The sequence below is a fragment of the Jeotgalicoccus nanhaiensis genome (assembly GCF_015235105.1).
Taxonomy (GTDB): Bacteria; Bacillota; Bacilli; order Staphylococcales; family Salinicoccaceae; genus Jeotgalicoccus; species Jeotgalicoccus nanhaiensis.
In genome coordinates, this window is sequence record NZ_JADGLW010000002.1 from 28,520 (window position 1) to 45,341 (window position 16,822).

Here is a 16,822-nt window from a genome sequence, read left to right on the forward strand (position 1 = left end):
TTATGAATTTTAAAAAAGAAGGCTTTGTGAACAGCCAGGCGAGAAACCTCGCGTTTTTACAGCCGGGAAATTCACTGATCAGCGAGCAGTACAGAATTATCAGAACGAATATAATGTTTTCCAATGTCGACAGCGATATTCAGTCTGTTTTATTTACATCCGAGATGCCCGGAGCAGGAAAGTCAACCACGGCGGCAAACGTGGCAGCTGCTTTTGCCCAGGCGGGAAAGAGGACCGTTCTTGTCGATGCAGATCTCAGACGTCCGACCAGCCATTATACCTTCGGGCTTTCCAATCAAAGTGGTCTGACCACAAGCATTGTTAATCAGCTGCATATGGAAGAGATTATTAAACACACATCTGTTGAAAATTTGGATCTTATCACTTCAGGTCCCGTACCGCCGAATCCGTCGGAATTGCTGTCATCTATAAAAATGACTCAGCTCTTAAGAGAATTGAAAAGTCACTACGACATGATTATTGTCGATTCACCGCCGGTTCTCGCCGTCACCGATGCTCAAATCTTAAGTAAGCACACAGACGGTACTGTCATTGTGACCGATGTAAAAAATAATAACGTGCACAGGCTGAAGGAAGCGAAACAGCTGCTTGAAAAAACAGATTCCAAAATACTCGGGGTTGTTCTGAATAACGTCAATATGAAAAAAGAAAGCAAAAATAACTATCATTATTACGGGAGTGATGATTGATGATCGATATCCATAATCATGTTTTAATCAGGGCGGATGACGGTCCTGACTCAGAAGAAGAAGCAATTAAACTGCTTCTGCAGGCCGAGGCTGCGGGAATAACGGATATCATCGTGACGCCGCATCACTACAGCGGAGATTTTGAAAATCCAGGAGAAAAAGTAACGGAAATGCTGACTCTCTTAAACAGGGCTGCAGAGAGTACGGAGATTGCTGTCAGGCTGTATCCGGGACAGGAAGTCAGAATTAATCCGAATCTCTTGTACCAGCTCTTGTCCGGTACAAGTATTACTCTTAATAATTCCCGGTATGTGCTTATTGAATTTTCTTATATTGAAATAGCTGATTACACAGACCAGCTGATTTTCGATCTTCAGATGAATGGATTTGTTCCAGTAGTTGCCCATCCTGAAAGGTGCACACCGCTGATGGATAATATTGATGAACTGTACAAGCTCGTTGATAAAGGAGTTATTACCCAGATTACAGCAGGTTCCGTCACAGGTTTGTTCGGCAGCAATTTAAAAGCTCAGACTTTAAAAATGATCGAGCAGAATCTTGTCCATGTTGTTGCAAGTGATGCACATCATTCGGTAACGAGGCCTTTTATGCTGCTTGAAGCGTACAAAATTATCGAAACGGAACTCGGGAAATCCTACGTATATTATCTTAAAAACAATGCAGAGGCGATCTTGAATAACGAAGAAGTGACTGTAAAGTCACCGGCGCGGAACGACTTGAGACATGAGTTTAAGAAAAAGAAAAGACGAAACTTATGGGGTCTATTTTAGAGGAGAGAAGTGTTTAATTATGGGTGTTAAAAAACGCTTTTTACTATTTCTGGTGGCAGATTCATTGATAGCGACATTTTCGGTGTTTATCGGATATTACATTCTGGAACCTTTTTTCCTGGAGTACTCCCTGCCCGTTCTTCTTGTAGCAGCGGTTATTCTTCTGGTCAGTCACCATATTTTCGCCTATATCTTTAACTTGTATCACCGGGCCTGGCAGTTCGCAAGTGTCCGGGAAATGATTTCAATAGCACAGGCGGTCACATGCTCCGTCCTCACGTCATACATTATTATTCTGATGATTTTTGAATTTTCGTTTACCAGACTCATGATAATTACCTGGATGATGCATTTAATTTTAATCGGTGCATCGAGATTGTCCTGGCGCGTAGTCGCTTATCATATAAACGGCAATTACATCAGAACCACAGCACTGACAAAAACTCTGGTTGTCGGTGTCGGCAAAGGCGGCTCGGTACTGATTAAGCAGATGCTGGAATCTCCGGCAATCGGCATGAATCCGGTCGTAGCAGTAGATGATGATCCGCTGAAACAGCGGATGGAAGTATGCGGCGGTGTCAGAGTAGAAGGGACCCGCGATGATATACAGCGTCTCATTAAAAAATACGGCATTCAGAAAGTCATTATTGCTATTCCTTCTTTAAACAAAAATGAGCTTAGAAAAATTAATGAGCTGTCGCTTCACGACGGTGTGGAAGTGATGACCATGCCGAGTATCAACGGAGTGTTGTCAGGAAAAATCGAAGTTAATATTTTGAAAAAGGTAGAAGTGGAAGATCTGCTCGGCCGGGAACCTGTTGAGCTCGATACCGATGGAATCGAGGACCAGGTTATGGACCGCACTATACTGATTACCGGCGCCGGCGGCAGTATCGGTTCTGAGCTTGTTCGTCAGATTGCAAAGTTCCATCCGAGACAAATACTGCTCCTCGGCAATGGTGAAAACAGCATTTACACCATTCTCGAAGAAGTCAGCAGTAAAAAAGATAACATCAAATACATTCCTGTTATCGCTGATGTCCAGAACAGGGAGCGCATGTTTGAAGTATTCAGCAAATACAGACCGGATATTGTCTACCATGCTGCGGCGCATAAGCATGTGCCGATGATGGAATATAATCCGCGGGAAGCTGTAAAAAACAATATCGTCGGCACTAAAAATACTGCCGAAGCTGCCTGCCGCTTCAAGGCGAAAAAATTCGTCATGATTTCAACTGATAAGGCTGTCAATCCGCCGAACGTTATGGGGGCAACGAAACGCATGGCGGAAATGATTGTCCAGGCCTTAAATAAAAATTGTGAAGAAACGACACTCGTCGCTGTAAGATTCGGCAACGTGCTCGGCAGCAGGGGGTCTGTCATTCCTAAATTTAAACAGCAGATACTGGCCGGGGGACCTGTAACTGTTACCGATGAGAGAATGACGAGATATTTTATGACAATACCAGAGGCCTCCCGGCTCGTCATTCAGGCAGGGACAATAGCTGCGGGCGGAGAAGTATTTGTGCTGGACATGGGCGAACCGATGAAAATTACCGATCTTGCTAAAAATATGATCAGGCTCAGCGGTTTTACAGAGGATGATATCGAAATAAATTATATCGGTTTAAGACCGGGTGAGAAGCTGTATGAGGAACTGCTCAGTGAAGATGAGATTCACCCGGAACAGGTCTATGAAAAAATTTACAGAGGCAAAGTATCAGAAACACCTCTCAGTGATATCGAACAGCACATACAGGAACTGCTTTCAGCTGAGGAAAATTCCGTAAAAGAAAAAATACTGAGTTTTATTAACAAAGATAAAGCTGTAAAAAACAGTGAGAATGTTATTTCACTTGAAATAGGCTGATGAAAGGAAGGGGAAGATTCAATGGTCAAAATATTAGTGACGGGAACCGCCGGTTTTATCGGTTCCCACTTAGCCAAAAGGCTGCTTGGTGAAAAACACGAAGTAATCGGCATTGATAATCTGAATGATTATTATGATGTTGGCTTGAAACGAGACCGACTGAAAGTTTTACTGAATAATTCGCTTAAAAACTATGAGGTTAACCTCGCAGATAAAGAAGCGGTGGCGGAAGTATTCAGACAGGAAAAGCCCGATATAGTGATTAATCTGGCAGCTCAGGCAGGTGTGCGCTACAGCCTCGAAAATCCGCACGTCTATATCGACAGCAATATAAACGGTTTCGTTAATATTCTGGAAGGCTGCAGGCACAATGATGTCAAGCATCTGATCTATGCCTCATCGAGTTCTGTATACGGTGCAAATACACTGAAACCTTTTTCGACATCGGTAAATATCGATCATCCGCTCAGCCTGTATGCTGCTACTAAGAAGTCTAATGAACTGATGGCGCATACCTACAGTCATTTGTTTAAAATACCGACGACCGGGCTCAGATTCTTTACAGTGTACGGACCTTGGGGCAGACCTGATATGGCCCTGTTTAAATTTACAGAAGCCATAGTCAAGGAGGAAGCGATTGATGTTTACAATCACGGCAAAATGATGCGGGACTTTACTTATGTGGATGATATTGTCGAAGCTATCAGCCGGCTGGTGGATCTGCCTGCTGAACCGAATCCCGACTGGACTGGCAACTGGCCGGATCCGAGTTCCAGCAGTGCACCTTATAAAATTTATAATATCGGCAATAACAGTCCGGTAAAATTAATGGACTTTATAGAAGCTATCGAAGAGAAACTCGGCAAGGAAGCAAAGAAAAATTATTTGGGACTGCAGGCGGGAGACGTGCCGGAAACGTATGCGGATGTCGATGATTTATATAAAAATATTAATTTCAAGCCGGCCACGGATATCAAGACTGGCGTCAGTCATTTTGCAGACTGGTATTTAAAATACTACGAATAGGGTGATTCTGTGAAGCAATTATTAAACGTCTATTATAAATCGCCGATTATGCTGCAGCATCTGTTTACTAGTCTGTACGGCTATAAATTGAAAAGAGACAGGTATAACCGGCTGTACCGGGATTACCTCGAAGATTATATTCATCACCGCATTTCTCCGGCAGAGGAACTGTTAAAACTGCTGCAGCATCTGTCGGCAAATATCGAAGCTTATAAAGGAATAGAAGTCGATGAAGAAGATGTAGAAAACACATTTATGTCGCTGCCTTTTACTGTTAAAGATGATTTAAGAAAGGAACTGTCTCACAGGTCTCACCTTAAAGGCCAGCTCAGACAAAACAGAACGAGCGGTACAACCGGTGAAAATTTAATTGTGCATAACTCTGAACACGACCGGGCGAAACGGATGGCTTATTTAGATTATATAAAACTGCTGCACGGTGTTAAGCCGTTTTCAAAGCGGGCTTCTTTTACCGGTCATGAAATTTCACAAGAGCAAAACAGCAAGGTCGTATGGCGATATAATTTCCCGATTAACCAGGTACTGTACGCAACCTATCAGTTTAATCATCAGAATATGAAATTTATCTTCGATAATTTGAAAAAACAAAACCCTGTATCACTGGACGGTTATCCTTCCGCGATACATATGATCGCAAAATATATGCTTCAGAATAAAAAAACAGCGCACTGGAAGATAAAAGCTGTATTTCCTACAGCTGAAGTGCTGGCGCCGCATGTTAAAAAAGATATAGAAACAGCATTTAAGACAACAGTGGTCGATCAGTACGCAAGCAGTGAAGGTGCACCTTTTATTTACACAAATACTGATGGTAAATACACAGTCGGACATGAAACAGGTATTTTTGAATTCTTTAAAGTTGACGGGAACATATACGAAATGGTTGTGACGAGTTTTCTGAACTATGCTACGCCGATTATCAGGTATAAAATCGGCGATCGTGCTGAGATTAAGTCGGATAAGCCGTATTTAAACTCTTTTACTGATGATTTCCAAGTCGAGCGGATTATCGGGAGAAAGAGCGATTATTTAATCGGCAGCAATAACAATAAAGTAACGGATGTTAATATTTCATGGATTATAGACGGTCTTGAAGAAAAGGTAGTCCAGTTCCAGCTCATTCAAAAAGCGAGAAATAAATTTGTTATGAATCTGGCTGTCGAAGAGACCTTCAATAGAAAGAAGGATCTTCTCGAAATTAAAGAGAGGCTGGACAGGAAATTCGGCAGCGGCTGCCAGTTCGATTTCATCTTTTTAAAAGATATTCCGCGTGAGAAAAATGGGAAAATCCGGTTCATCATAAATGAAATGGGTGAAGTTCATGAATAGAAAAATAGGGGTTGTGGGACTGGGTTACGTCGGTCTGCCGGTGGCGATTGCCTTCGGCAAACAGCACAAGACAGTCGGTTTTGATATTAATAAAGAGCGTATCAGTGAATTGCAAAAGGGCTGTGACCGTACTCATGAAACAAGAGAAGAAGATTTAAAAGCAGCAGATGTTCATTTTACAAGTGATAAGTCAACTCTGTTAGAGTGCGATTTAATTATTATCGCGGTGCCGACACCGATTAACAAACATAAGCAGCCGGAACTCTCTCCGCTTATCAGGGCCAGTGAAACAGTCGGCAGCATCCTGAAAAAAGGAGATATTATCGTTTATGAATCGACAGTCTATCCGGGTGCAACTGAAGATGTCTGTGTCCCTGTTCTCGAAGAGTACTCGAACTTAAAATGCGGTGAAGATTTCTTTATCGGTTATTCTCCTGAACGGATTAATCCGGGGGACCGTGAACATACTTTTGAGAAAATTACCAAGGTGGTCAGCGGGCAGACTCCGGAAGTATTAGATGTTATCTCAGAAGCGTACTCCTCGGTAGTGAAGGCAGGAGTGTATAAAGCAGAAAGTATCCAGGTGGCAGAAGCGGCTAAAGTAATTGAAAATATCCAGCGCGATGTGAACGTCGCCCTGATGAATGAGCTTGCTGTAATTTTTAATAAGCTCGGCATTGAAATTAAAGATGTTCTCGCAGCGGCGGGCACCAAGTGGAACTTTCTGAAATTTTCACCGGGGCTTGTCGGCGGACACTGTATCGGGGTCGATCCCTACTATTTAACTCACAAAGCGCAGGAAGTCGGCCACCATCCTGAAATTATTCTTGCCGGCAGAAGAATTAATGACGGCATGGCAGGCTATATCGCGGTATCAATTATTAAAGAAATGCTCAGAAAGAATCTGCCTGTCCGGGGAGCGACTCTGAATTTTTTAGGATTGACGTTTAAAGAAAATACACCGGATTTAAGAAATACGAAAGTGATTGATCTGATTAAGGAGCTGAAAGACTTCGGGCTGAAGGTGGCTGTGCATGACGCCGAGGCAAATGCTGAAGAAGCGAAGCGGCTGTATGGTATTACTCTGATTGATAAAACTGAACTTCAGCAAACGGATTTTCTTGTGATAGCAGTACCGCATCAGGAATATGTTGATAACAGGCAGGATTATTTGAGTACCTTAAGCAATAACGGCATTGTCTGCGATATTAAAGGCATGGTTGAAGTGGAAGATTTAATCGGCAGACAGTCAGTCTGGAGGCTGTAAATGAATAAAAAGATTATGCAGGTAACAGCAATCGGTATGTCTCAAGTTAAGCTGCTGTCAGCCTTGAACAGTACGCTTATGGAAGAAGGATATGAGGTGCACAGTCTCTGTACAGCTGATGAATACGAAGATGAAATCAGACAGTCGGGTGTTGTTTTTCATAATGTCAATGTGGCCCGTTCCATCAATATTACAAGCAATATTAAAACACTGCTCTCAATGATTAAAGTTTTTAAAACCGTGAAGCCGGATATTCTGCATGTTCACACACCGGTGGCTGCTCTGCTCGGAAGAATTGCAGGAAGATTATCCGGTGTGCCGCACATCATTTATACAGCTCACGGTTTTTACTTTCATGAGGGCATGAGCAGATATCAGTATTACTTTTATTATCTGCTGGAAAAATATGCCGCGCGGTTCTGTACAGATTATATTTTTACTCAGAGCAGAGAAGACTGTGAGCTCGCTGTAAAGGGAGGATTTTTAAGAGAAGAAAACTGCCTTCATATTTCTAACGGTATCGATCTTGACGCCCGTTTTAATTATAACAGCGTCAGCCAATCTGCTATTAACAGCCTGAAAAAAGAACTCGGCATCGGCAAAGAAACGGTTGTTTTCAGCTTTTTAGGAAGAATGGTCAAGGAAAAAGGGATTTTGGACTTGCTTGAAGCCTTCAGCTCAGTAAATGAAATATATCCTGACACAGTCTTAATATGCATGGGTAGTATGCCGGACTCTGAAAGAGACCAGACAGCGGGGAAAGAGATTGAAAAATATCATGACAAGCAGAGTATTATTTTTACCGGTCAGCTTAAATCGCCGGAATTGTATTATGCAGCCTCGGATGTCTTTGTCCTGCCGTCATACAGAGAAGGTATGCCGCGTTCGATAATAGAAGCTATGGCGATGTTTAATGCGGTTATTGCAACGAATATCAGAGGGGCAAGAGAAGAAGTCACTCACGGGGAAAACGGCCTGCTCGTTCCGGTAGGTGATACGGCTGAACTAGCCCGGGCTATGAGTTATCTGCTTGACCGTCCAGAACTTATCGAACAGATGAAAGAGGCCGGCTATGCGCGAACTTTAGAGGAATACGATGAAAAAAAGGTTGTTAAAAAACAGCTGGAAGTATTCGGTCAGTTAGTAGAGGAGGACGGTTATGAAACGGTTATTTGATGTTACAGCTGCAGCAGGTGGAATTATTTGCATCTCTCCAGTACTTGCTGTTATTGCACTTGTTGTGAGAAAAAAGCTCGGTTCGCCGGTCATATTTAAACAGACGAGAATCGGCCAGTACGGAGAACCGTTTGAAATTTATAAATTCCGCTCGATGACTGATGAGCGGGATGCTGCAGGCAATTTGAAAAGCGATGAAGAACGTTTGACCGATACCGGGAGCTTTCTTAGAAAGTACAGCCTCGACGAGCTGCCGCAGCTGTTTAATGTACTTAAAGGCGATTTAAGTCTCGTCGGCCCGCGTCCTTTATTAATGCAGTATTTAAAACTGTTCAATAGAGAGCAGATGAAACGGCATATGATTAAACCGGGCATCACGGGCTGGGCCCAGGTTAACGGCCGCAATGAATTGTCTTGGCAGGAGAAGTTCGATATGGATGTCTGGTATGTGGAAAACCGGTCCTTCTTATTGGATATAAAAATTCTGTACATGACGATCCGGGATTTATTTAAGCGTAAAAACGTCAACGGCAAAGACGGAAATATGGTGGAATATTTCACCGGAAACTAGGTGATATAAATGAAATCAGTACTTTTTCTCGGCAGAAAAAAATGGGCGGCACTGGCGCTCGATATACTGCTTAAAAACAATTACAACGTTATCGGTACAGTCGGCATGCAGCAGTTTCAAGGATCAGAAGATGAGTGTCCAACAGCCTCCTACGCAAAAGAAAATAACATTCCGGTTTACAGTCATTTGGATTTATACAGACTGCTGGATTTAGAAAAGCGGACTTTTGACGGCAAGAAACTGGATATTGTGATCTCATACCTGTTCCCTTTAAAGGTTAAAAAGGAACTGCTGCAGGCAGCAAATACCGCTGCTGTAAATTTTCATCCAGCACCTTTGCCGGACTACCAGGGACTCGGCGGCTATAATGCAGCAATTATGGATGAGCGCGATTATTACGGGGTGACTGCTCATCAAATGACGGAAAGCATTGATGCAGGTGAAATTCTAAAAGTTAAAACATTTAATATTACAGATGCAGAAACTGCCTGGTCGCTGGAACAAAAAAGTATGGAAGCAATGTTTGAACTTTTTACAGAAATATTTAGCGGAGACTTTGAGCACTGCTTGAAACACAGTTATAAAAACGATACTGCATCGGGCAGATATATCAACAGGAAAGAATTCGAAGCTATGAAATATGTTGAACCGGATGATACGGACGAAATCATTAATAAAAAGATAAGAGCTTTCTGGTATCCGCCTTACGAAGGGGCTAAAGTTCAAGTCGGCGGAAGCTATTATACACTTGTTGATTCAGCGCTGCTGGATCAAATTGCAGGCCGATACAAAGACGAAGGAGAGACGAAGGAGCTGACTTAAAATATGAAAGAAAGAATTTATTTGTCGTCACCGCATATGGGCGGAACGGAAGAAATGTACGTTCAGGAAGCATTCGATACAAACTGGATTGCACCGCTCGGTTCAAACGTATCGCGTTTCGAAGAGCAGATTAGAGAATATACAGAAGCAAAAGGGGCCTGTGCCTTGTCGAGCGGGACCGCGGGTATTCATCTGGCACTGGATCTGCTCGGTGTAAGGGCCGGAGATTATGTTTTCTGTTCGAGTTTGACCTTTATTGCGAGCGCTAATCCGATTACTTACCTCGGTGCGAAACCGGTCTTTATCGATTCTGAAATTGACAGCTGGAATATGTCTCCTGAAGCACTTGAGAAAGCTTTGCAAATATATGCTGCTAAAGGCCATCTGCCAAAAGCAGCAGTTATCGTTAATCTGTACGGTCAGTCTGCTCGAATGGAAAAGCTTCTGCCGATTTGTAAAAAATACAAGGTGCCGGTGGTGGAAGATGCAGCCGAGTCTCTCGGGGCGACATACAGGGGACAGAACAGTGGAACATTTGGAGAAATCGGCATCTTTTCATTTAACGGCAATAAAATTATTACGACATCAGGCGGGGGCATGATGATTTCCAATGATGCGGCACTGATGGAACAAGCACATAAAAAGTCAGCCCAGGCTAAAGATAAGGCTTTGTTTTATTCACACAGCGAAACGGGATATAACTACAGACTGAGCAATATCTGTGCCGGTATCGGACGGGGACAGATGGAAGTGCTGGACGAACGCATCCAAAAGAAAAGAGCAATATTTGAGCAGTATAAAAAAGGTCTTGGTTCTATACCAGGACTGTCGTTTATGCCAGAAATATCTCATTCTTTTCATACGCGCTGGCTGACCACACTGACGATTGATAAAAAGCTGTTAAATCTAACGCCGGAAGAAATTATTAACTATCTCGCCAGTCACAATATCGAAGCGAGACATGTCTGGAAACCGCTGCATCTGCAGCCGGTGTTTTACGGTGCGGATTACTTCAGCTTTGATGAGGATAATGCAAAAACTTTGTTTGAATCGGGGCTGTGCCTGCCGTCGGATACTAAAATGACTGAAGAACATGTCGAAGAAGTCATTAATCTTATAAAGACACTGATTAGCGAATATCAAGAGATCCCATCAGAACAAGCAAATCTTACAATAGCCGGGGAGGAAATACATTGAAATCGAAACGACTTTCGAAATTGCTGCCGGAAAAATTTCTTAAAGCGGTTCACTCATTTTATCTTGTAAAAATTTTTGCAGGAGAATACCTCAGTATCTTTAAAAAGAGGCACCTATTCAGCCATGTAGAACTGTCAGAAGGAGAAGAAGCTGCGATTCAGCAGGTTTGGAAAAGAAATTACAATAAGAAAATATCTACGCGCTGGCATCGTCTGTATCAAAGCTACAATGGGAAGTTCAATAAATTTTACTTCCCGGAAGTGCTCTTTACACTGAAGCTCGAAAGGAAGCTGAACGACCGGGAGATTGCACGCGTACTGAGTGATAAGAGCATGCTGCCCATATACTATCAGAATATAGCAGACGTCAGGATGCCGGATACGTATCTGATTAATAACAGCGGAATATTTTACACGGGGGAAAGAAAAATAATTGAGAAAGAGACAGCAGAAGAAATCATCGATAATATCGGCGAAGCGATTATTAAACCGACGCTCGATTCAAGCTCGGGAGATTCGGTAACGCTCTGTGATTTTCACGGGGGAACAGACCAACGAAGCGGTAAAACTTCCGGCGAAGTATTTAAATCCTATAAGGAAAATTATATTATTCAGGAAAAAATTATTCCGTGCAGAGAATTGGAAAAATTGTACCCGCATTCGATCAATACGCTGAGAGTAATTACTTATATTGTCGGTGATAGAGTTGAACATGCACCGATTACACTGAGCATGGGGAGAAGCGGAAATCATGTTGATAATATACAAGCCGGGGGAGTATCGGTTGCTGTGACAGATCAGGGAGTTTTAAACAGTGAAGGATTTACCCATTATAAAGAAGTTTATAAAAGTCACCCGGATACGGGCACTGTATTTGATAATTACAGACTTCCTGAAATCGAAAAACTCATAAATACAGCGAAAAGCATGCACGAAAAAACACCGCATATGAGAATGATTTCCTGGGACTTTACTTTAGATGAACAAAACAGAATTGTATTGCTCGAGTTTAATTTGTCAGGGCAGTCAGTGTGGTTTCCGCAGATGGTGAGCGGTAAGGCGGTATTCGGTAAAAATACTGAAAAAATGATTCAGCTGATTAAGAAATAACAGTAGTGAAAAAGGAGAGTGCGGCCATGCCTGTACATGATATATGTGCTTTTGATTTATACGGCAGCTGCAAGTATACGATATGAAAATAAAAATGCTGCACGTATTATCAACCTTGCTCTTTTCCTTGAATCAGTGGCTGCAGGTAATTTTAATAACGAGAGTTATCGGCCTGTATGAAATCGGACTGTTTTCTTACTTTCTGGCTATCGCCGGACCTTTAGTATTATTCAGCCGCTTTTCATTTTCTGATCTTGTGCCTACTCAGAAAAAATATAATTACGGCTACTCAATATTTTTTAAATACAGAAATATAATGAATATGCTGTTCCTGCTTTTAATCATTATCCTGGCTGTGCTTTTTGATTTCAGCACATATGAAGCTGTCTGTTTTATGCTTTTTGGAATTTATAAATTTTATGAAACGAAAGAGGATTTTATATATACAGAGAATATTGCCGAATCTAATATAAAGTTTTTGGCTTATTCAAAAATTATAAAAAGTATTATTACAGCAGTTTTATTTGCTGCAGGAGTATTTATAGCTGAATCTCTTCTTGCTGCAATCTTGAGCCTCCTGGTTTCGCAAATGATTATCTATTATCTTTACGATAAAAAATTTACATTTATTAATCGGTCTGAAACGCTGCAGTTTGGAAGAAAGCATTTTAAACATATTTTCTGGCTCGGCATCGGGCTGTCTCTCGTAGGATTGCTGTCTTCTTTAAATGCGAATATTCCGCGCTATTTTCTCGAGTATTATTTCAGCGTGGAAGTTCTCGGTATATACGCGACGATTATGTATTTTGCGACCATTTCCTTAAATATAGTAATAACGATTAATCAGAGTCTTATTGCAGAACTTGCAAGAACAGCTGCACAGAACATCCGGGCCTTTTATAATTTTTTTATAAAAATTATGATATTTTATCTGGCTGCGATTATGCTCGGAAATATTATACTGTTCCTGTACGGCAGTCAGCTGCTTGTGTTTATTTACGGCAATGATTTTCTCGGTTTCGAAAGAGAACTCATGCTGCTCGGGATTTTTATCAGTCTGATAGTCATTGAGAAGACACTGGAAATGGTCATGAATATATTTAATTTATATAATATCCAGGTTGTTTTCCAAATTATAAATATAGTACTGACAACTGTATTGTCTATTATATTTATAATTCCTTACGGAATAAGCGGTGCATTTGCTGTAGCAATCGTTACCGGCCTGTTCGTAGTTGCCGGCCAGATTGCGGCGATTATATATAAAAACTCAAAACTCTTTTAAGGGAGGTGCCGGATGCTGTTACTGTGGATTCTGACACTAATGTATGGATTAGCGGGTTTTCTGATCAATGATTATTTTTCAGTGCACATATATTTAACAGTATCGTTTATCGGCATCTCTTCAATCTTGCTACTGTTTGTGCTGTTAAAAAACTATTATAAATTTGCGGGTCTTATATTTTTGAGTTTTACGGTCAGAGTCGGACTCATGCTGGTTGATTTATATGCTGGAGATTTATTTACTGTGCCGCACAGCGGGGATGATACGGAGAATTTTTATGCTACAGGTTTAAAGGTCGCAAATGATATGACTATGCTCGGAGAATCCATTTACGGGGGGACATACTCGCATCTGCTCGGGATTTTATTTAGTGTATACGGAGATGACAGGCTGTTTGCGCAGTATCTTAATATACTGATTGCTGTAACTACGATAGTGATAGTGATACAGATATTCAGGATGCTTGAGGTACCGCTGAAAATCCAAATTATACTCGCTGCTGTGATGGCATTTTTCCCGCATTCACTAATATTTTCAGCCATACTTTTAAGAGAATCTATTATTTCACTGCTTGTCGTCTGTTCACTGTACTTCTTTATAAAATGGTATAAATTCAAAGGAAACCATAATATCAGTTTTAGTATTATTCTGGCGGTAGTCGGAGGAATGTTCCATACCGGGGTCATCGGAATATTAATCGGCTATATTTTCGCCCTTATATTTTACCGGCATGATTCAGGGAAACTTAAATTAACCCTCAAATCTGTTCTTCCGTTTGCACTGCTGGCAGCAGGGGGATTATATCTGCTGATGTTTCCGGAAATATTCAGCACACTCCCGCTTTTTAATAAATTTGAACAGGAACTGTCGAATAACAAAAATATTTACGATGTATTTAATACCGAACGCGGTGAGTCCGCTTATCTGACTAATTTAGAAATTAATAATTTTTTAGAAATGATTATTTTTGCGCCGCTTAAAATATTATATTTTATCGGCTCGCCGATGCCATGGACGCTTAGAAACTTGAGTGATCTGATCAGTTTCTTTCTCGATTCAGTTTTTTATCTGTTTGCAGCCTTTGTATTTATTAAAAATTGGTATCTGCTTAAAAAAAATCCGCTGCTCCTGATTATACTGATCAGTCTGGTATCCGGCTGGCTGATTTTTGGGCTTGGGATATCAAATGCAGGTACGGCACTCAGACATAGATTTAAACTGTTCTATTTAATTATTATTGCTTTAAGCCTAATCTGGTCTAAAAAGAAGCGACAAGACTGAAGAATACAGGAGCGTAAAAGTATGAAGAAAAAATTATTGATTGCCGCCGGTATAATCGTCTCAGTCTTACTGCTTATTTCTCTCGCTGACAGTTTCAATCACAATTATTCGGACAACCCCGAAGACAGTGATGTAATCGTAATGATCGGCGGAGATACTGGCAGGCTTAAGCGTGCTGCTGAACTATATCAGGATGGTTATGCGGATTATGTCATGATTACACCGGTTATTAATATACCGGGTCTGGAACAGAATATAGAAGCAGCAGAAGATTACGGCATTCCAGAAAATGCCCTGATTGCTGATTATACGGCGGAGAGCACCTATACGAATGCGACGGCGATAATTGATTATATGGAAGAAAATAATATGATATCCGCTCTAATAGTAACGAGCGATTATCATATTAAAAGAACAAAGTATATTTTTGAGAAAGAAAATGATGGCAGATTCACCTTTAAATATGTTGCCGCCCTAAGTAAAAACGGGGAGAGATGGTACGATACGAGCGATTCATTTTTTATATGGTGGAGTGAATATATTAAGATATGGTGGTACCGGTTCGGCTTGTACAGATTTACCGGCTGATATAGAAAATATTGAATTCACTTGCTTAAAGTTAAGGATAATCAATTTTCATTTATACGAATCTCTGCAATCAGCCTCTTAATTTCAATGAAATCTTCATCTGCAGGAACATCATTTACTGCGATAATCCGTTTATCAGCAACAGGAATGGTGAAATTCACGACGAATATATCTATATTAGAATCTATATTTAAAAGTTCATTAAGGTCAATAGAATCGAGAACGCTCACTTTTATTTCGTCGTGGAATTCGTATTTTAATATAGATTTCATCAGTCTCGCATGATATATATCGTGAGAACTGACTACATGTATCTTTATTTTACGCTGACGGGAATATAAGTGATGAAGCAAATTTTCCCAGCGTGTAAAAATATTATGAATTAAATGGTTGATGAGATCACTATTGTACTCCAATTCCATCAGTAATAAATAAGTTTTAATACGTTTTTCAATATCATTGTAAAAGTCCGGGAAGAGATTTTTAAACTGTTTTAAAAGGAAGGATTTATTGTCTACCAGTATATATCGGATATTAATATTTTTAAAACCCATTTGAGCACTGTTGTGAACACTATAAATTAAGGCATCTTTGTTAACGAGAGGAATATCGTAAGTTTTAGACAGTTCGTTAAACATTTCGCTTAAATTAATAAAGGAACGGGCTGCATACTCATCGTGATGGGCATGTGTCAGGAGTTCTTCATAATTAAAATAAAAATAATCCGTCACAACGTATGCCAGATTATCATTAAACATTTCGGCATTGGTTACATCTTTAAAAACGGCTGAAAACTGTTTATAGAGTAAAGGTGAATTACTTAATCTGTGCTGCAGCTTGGCCATACGGGTACTGCGTCCGCTGATATGAAATCCCTGTTTAAACCTTATATGGGACACGGCCAACAGTATTTTAATCGTTCTTAAAAATGAATACTGGCGGGTAAAATTCAAAGAGTCTGTAATTTTTCGGAATACATTCAGTATTTCATCTTCGTTAAGATTGTCAAAAGGCCATTCTGAAATAGGATATTTCTCAACAAAATACTGCAGATAAAAACTTCGTACTTCCACTTCATCTCCTTCAAGCCGGCACGGGTTGGTTTCAAATTTCAAATGGAATCTTTTTTTCAATCCTTTATTAATCCGGCTGATCATTCTGTAAAGCGTAGGCAGAGAAATATGATTTTTTTCGGCCAGTTCTTCCGCACTGAGACCCTCGTTAAAAAACACATAATCGAGCAGGGAGAAACAATCGTTATCATTCATAATATGATGACCGACAGCATCTATCGTCATATTATTCTTCATATGCAATTTGTATGATTTGGAACGTGTTTCTATTTCAAAGATATGCAACAGCTCAGGCGAAGACAGCTCTTTGACATCATCGAGAATATTACGCTCCTTACAGTTGAGAGTAGCAGTGAGTTCGTTAATACTCACATAAGTTCTTGAATCGCTTAGCAGTTTAACCAGCTTAAATTTTCTCTGACTTGCTTTTGTTAAAAAATCCAGCATATACTCATCCCCCATTTTAACAAAACAACTTTCCCCTTACTTCTATTAAACAGTAAATAGAAGTTAATTGGAAGGGAATAAATTCCAAATTTTAAAGTATGTCTTTTTCTTCATCTCATTTTATATAGTTATGTAATATTCAACGAATAGAACGAAATGCCATTATCATTTTTTTGTTTGCTTCACAAAAAATTGATTTGTAGATATTTTTTCAAAATGGTAATCTTTCTTTGTTTGGCTTTACGAATTATAAATTAAA

Annotated in this window: 15 protein-coding genes; 14 read left to right on the forward strand and 1 reads right to left on the reverse strand. The window is 40.5% G+C overall.

Annotated features, from left to right (window positions below):
- Positions 1-2: 2 nt before the first annotated feature.
- The 14 genes from IR135_RS02395 to IR135_RS02460 all read left to right on the forward strand — a co-directional run bounded on the left by IR135_RS02395 (position 3) and on the right by IR135_RS02460 (position 15,043).
- Positions 3-710, forward strand: coding sequence for a CpsD/CapB family tyrosine-protein kinase (locus tag IR135_RS02395; RefSeq protein ID WP_135096412.1), 708 nt, complete (start codon positions 3-5; stop codon positions 708-710).
- A complete protein-coding gene (locus IR135_RS02400) occupies positions 710-1,501 on the forward strand; it encodes a tyrosine-protein phosphatase (protein WP_135096414.1) in 792 nt (263 codons plus the stop codon). The genes IR135_RS02395 and IR135_RS02400 overlap by 1 nt, the downstream gene beginning before the upstream one ends.
- Positions 1,502-1,520: 19 nt before the next feature.
- Entirely contained in the window at positions 1,521-3,371 is a 1,851-nt protein-coding gene (locus tag IR135_RS02405) for a nucleoside-diphosphate sugar epimerase/dehydratase (protein WP_135096416.1), read from the forward strand.
- A gap of 21 nt (positions 3,372-3,392) precedes the next feature.
- A complete protein-coding gene (locus IR135_RS02410; RefSeq protein ID WP_135096418.1) occupies positions 3,393-4,397 on the forward strand; it encodes an NAD-dependent epimerase in 1,005 nt (334 codons plus the stop codon).
- Between the two features lie 9 nt (positions 4,398-4,406).
- Positions 4,407-5,747, forward strand: coding sequence for a hypothetical protein (locus tag IR135_RS02415; protein WP_318272237.1), 1,341 nt, complete (start codon positions 4,407-4,409; stop codon positions 5,745-5,747).
- Positions 5,740-7,014: a nucleotide sugar dehydrogenase gene (locus tag IR135_RS02420; protein WP_135096420.1), complete on the forward strand. Its 1,275-nt coding sequence runs from the start codon at positions 5,740-5,742 to the stop codon at positions 7,012-7,014. The genes IR135_RS02415 and IR135_RS02420 overlap by 8 nt, the downstream gene beginning before the upstream one ends.
- Positions 7,015-8,190 carry a glycosyltransferase family 4 protein gene (locus IR135_RS02425; RefSeq protein WP_135096422.1) on the forward strand — a complete coding sequence of 392 codons (1,176 nt, stop codon included), beginning with the start codon at positions 7,015-7,017 and terminating at the stop codon, positions 8,188-8,190.
- Entirely contained in the window at positions 8,174-8,761 is a 588-nt protein-coding gene (locus tag IR135_RS02430) for a sugar transferase (protein WP_135096424.1), read from the forward strand. Before IR135_RS02425 ends, IR135_RS02430 begins: the two co-directional genes overlap by 17 nt.
- A gap of 9 nt (positions 8,762-8,770) precedes the next feature.
- Positions 8,771-9,583: a formyltransferase family protein gene (locus tag IR135_RS02435; RefSeq protein WP_135096426.1), complete on the forward strand. Its 813-nt coding sequence runs from the start codon at positions 8,771-8,773 to the stop codon at positions 9,581-9,583.
- Between the two features lie 3 nt (positions 9,584-9,586).
- On the forward strand, positions 9,587-10,780 hold the full coding sequence (locus tag IR135_RS02440) for a DegT/DnrJ/EryC1/StrS family aminotransferase (protein ID WP_135096428.1): 1,194 nt from the start codon (positions 9,587-9,589) through the stop codon (positions 10,778-10,780).
- Entirely contained in the window at positions 10,777-11,889 is a 1,113-nt protein-coding gene (locus tag IR135_RS02445) for a sugar-transfer associated ATP-grasp domain-containing protein (RefSeq protein WP_167753347.1), read from the forward strand. The genes IR135_RS02440 and IR135_RS02445 overlap by 4 nt, the downstream gene beginning before the upstream one ends.
- Before the next feature lie 82 nt (positions 11,890-11,971).
- Positions 11,972-13,174 (forward strand): oligosaccharide flippase family protein, encoded by a 1,203-nt coding sequence (locus IR135_RS02450; protein ID WP_135096431.1) that lies wholly within the window; start codon positions 11,972-11,974, stop codon positions 13,172-13,174.
- Between the two features lie 12 nt (positions 13,175-13,186).
- Positions 13,187-14,455 carry a hypothetical protein gene (locus tag IR135_RS02455; RefSeq protein ID WP_135096433.1) on the forward strand — a complete coding sequence of 423 codons (1,269 nt, stop codon included), beginning with the start codon at positions 13,187-13,189 and terminating at the stop codon, positions 14,453-14,455.
- Positions 14,456-14,476: 21 nt separating this feature from the next.
- Complete coding sequence (locus IR135_RS02460) at positions 14,477-15,043, forward strand: YdcF family protein (RefSeq protein WP_135096435.1); 567 nt, start codon at positions 14,477-14,479, stop codon at positions 15,041-15,043.
- A gap of 41 nt (positions 15,044-15,084) precedes the next feature.
- Here IR135_RS02460 and IR135_RS02465 read toward each other — a convergent pair whose 3' ends face one another.
- Complete coding sequence (locus tag IR135_RS02465; protein WP_167753348.1) at positions 15,085-16,563, reverse strand: helix-turn-helix domain-containing protein; 1,479 nt, start codon at positions 16,561-16,563, stop codon at positions 15,085-15,087.
- Positions 16,564-16,822 lie beyond the last annotated feature (259 nt).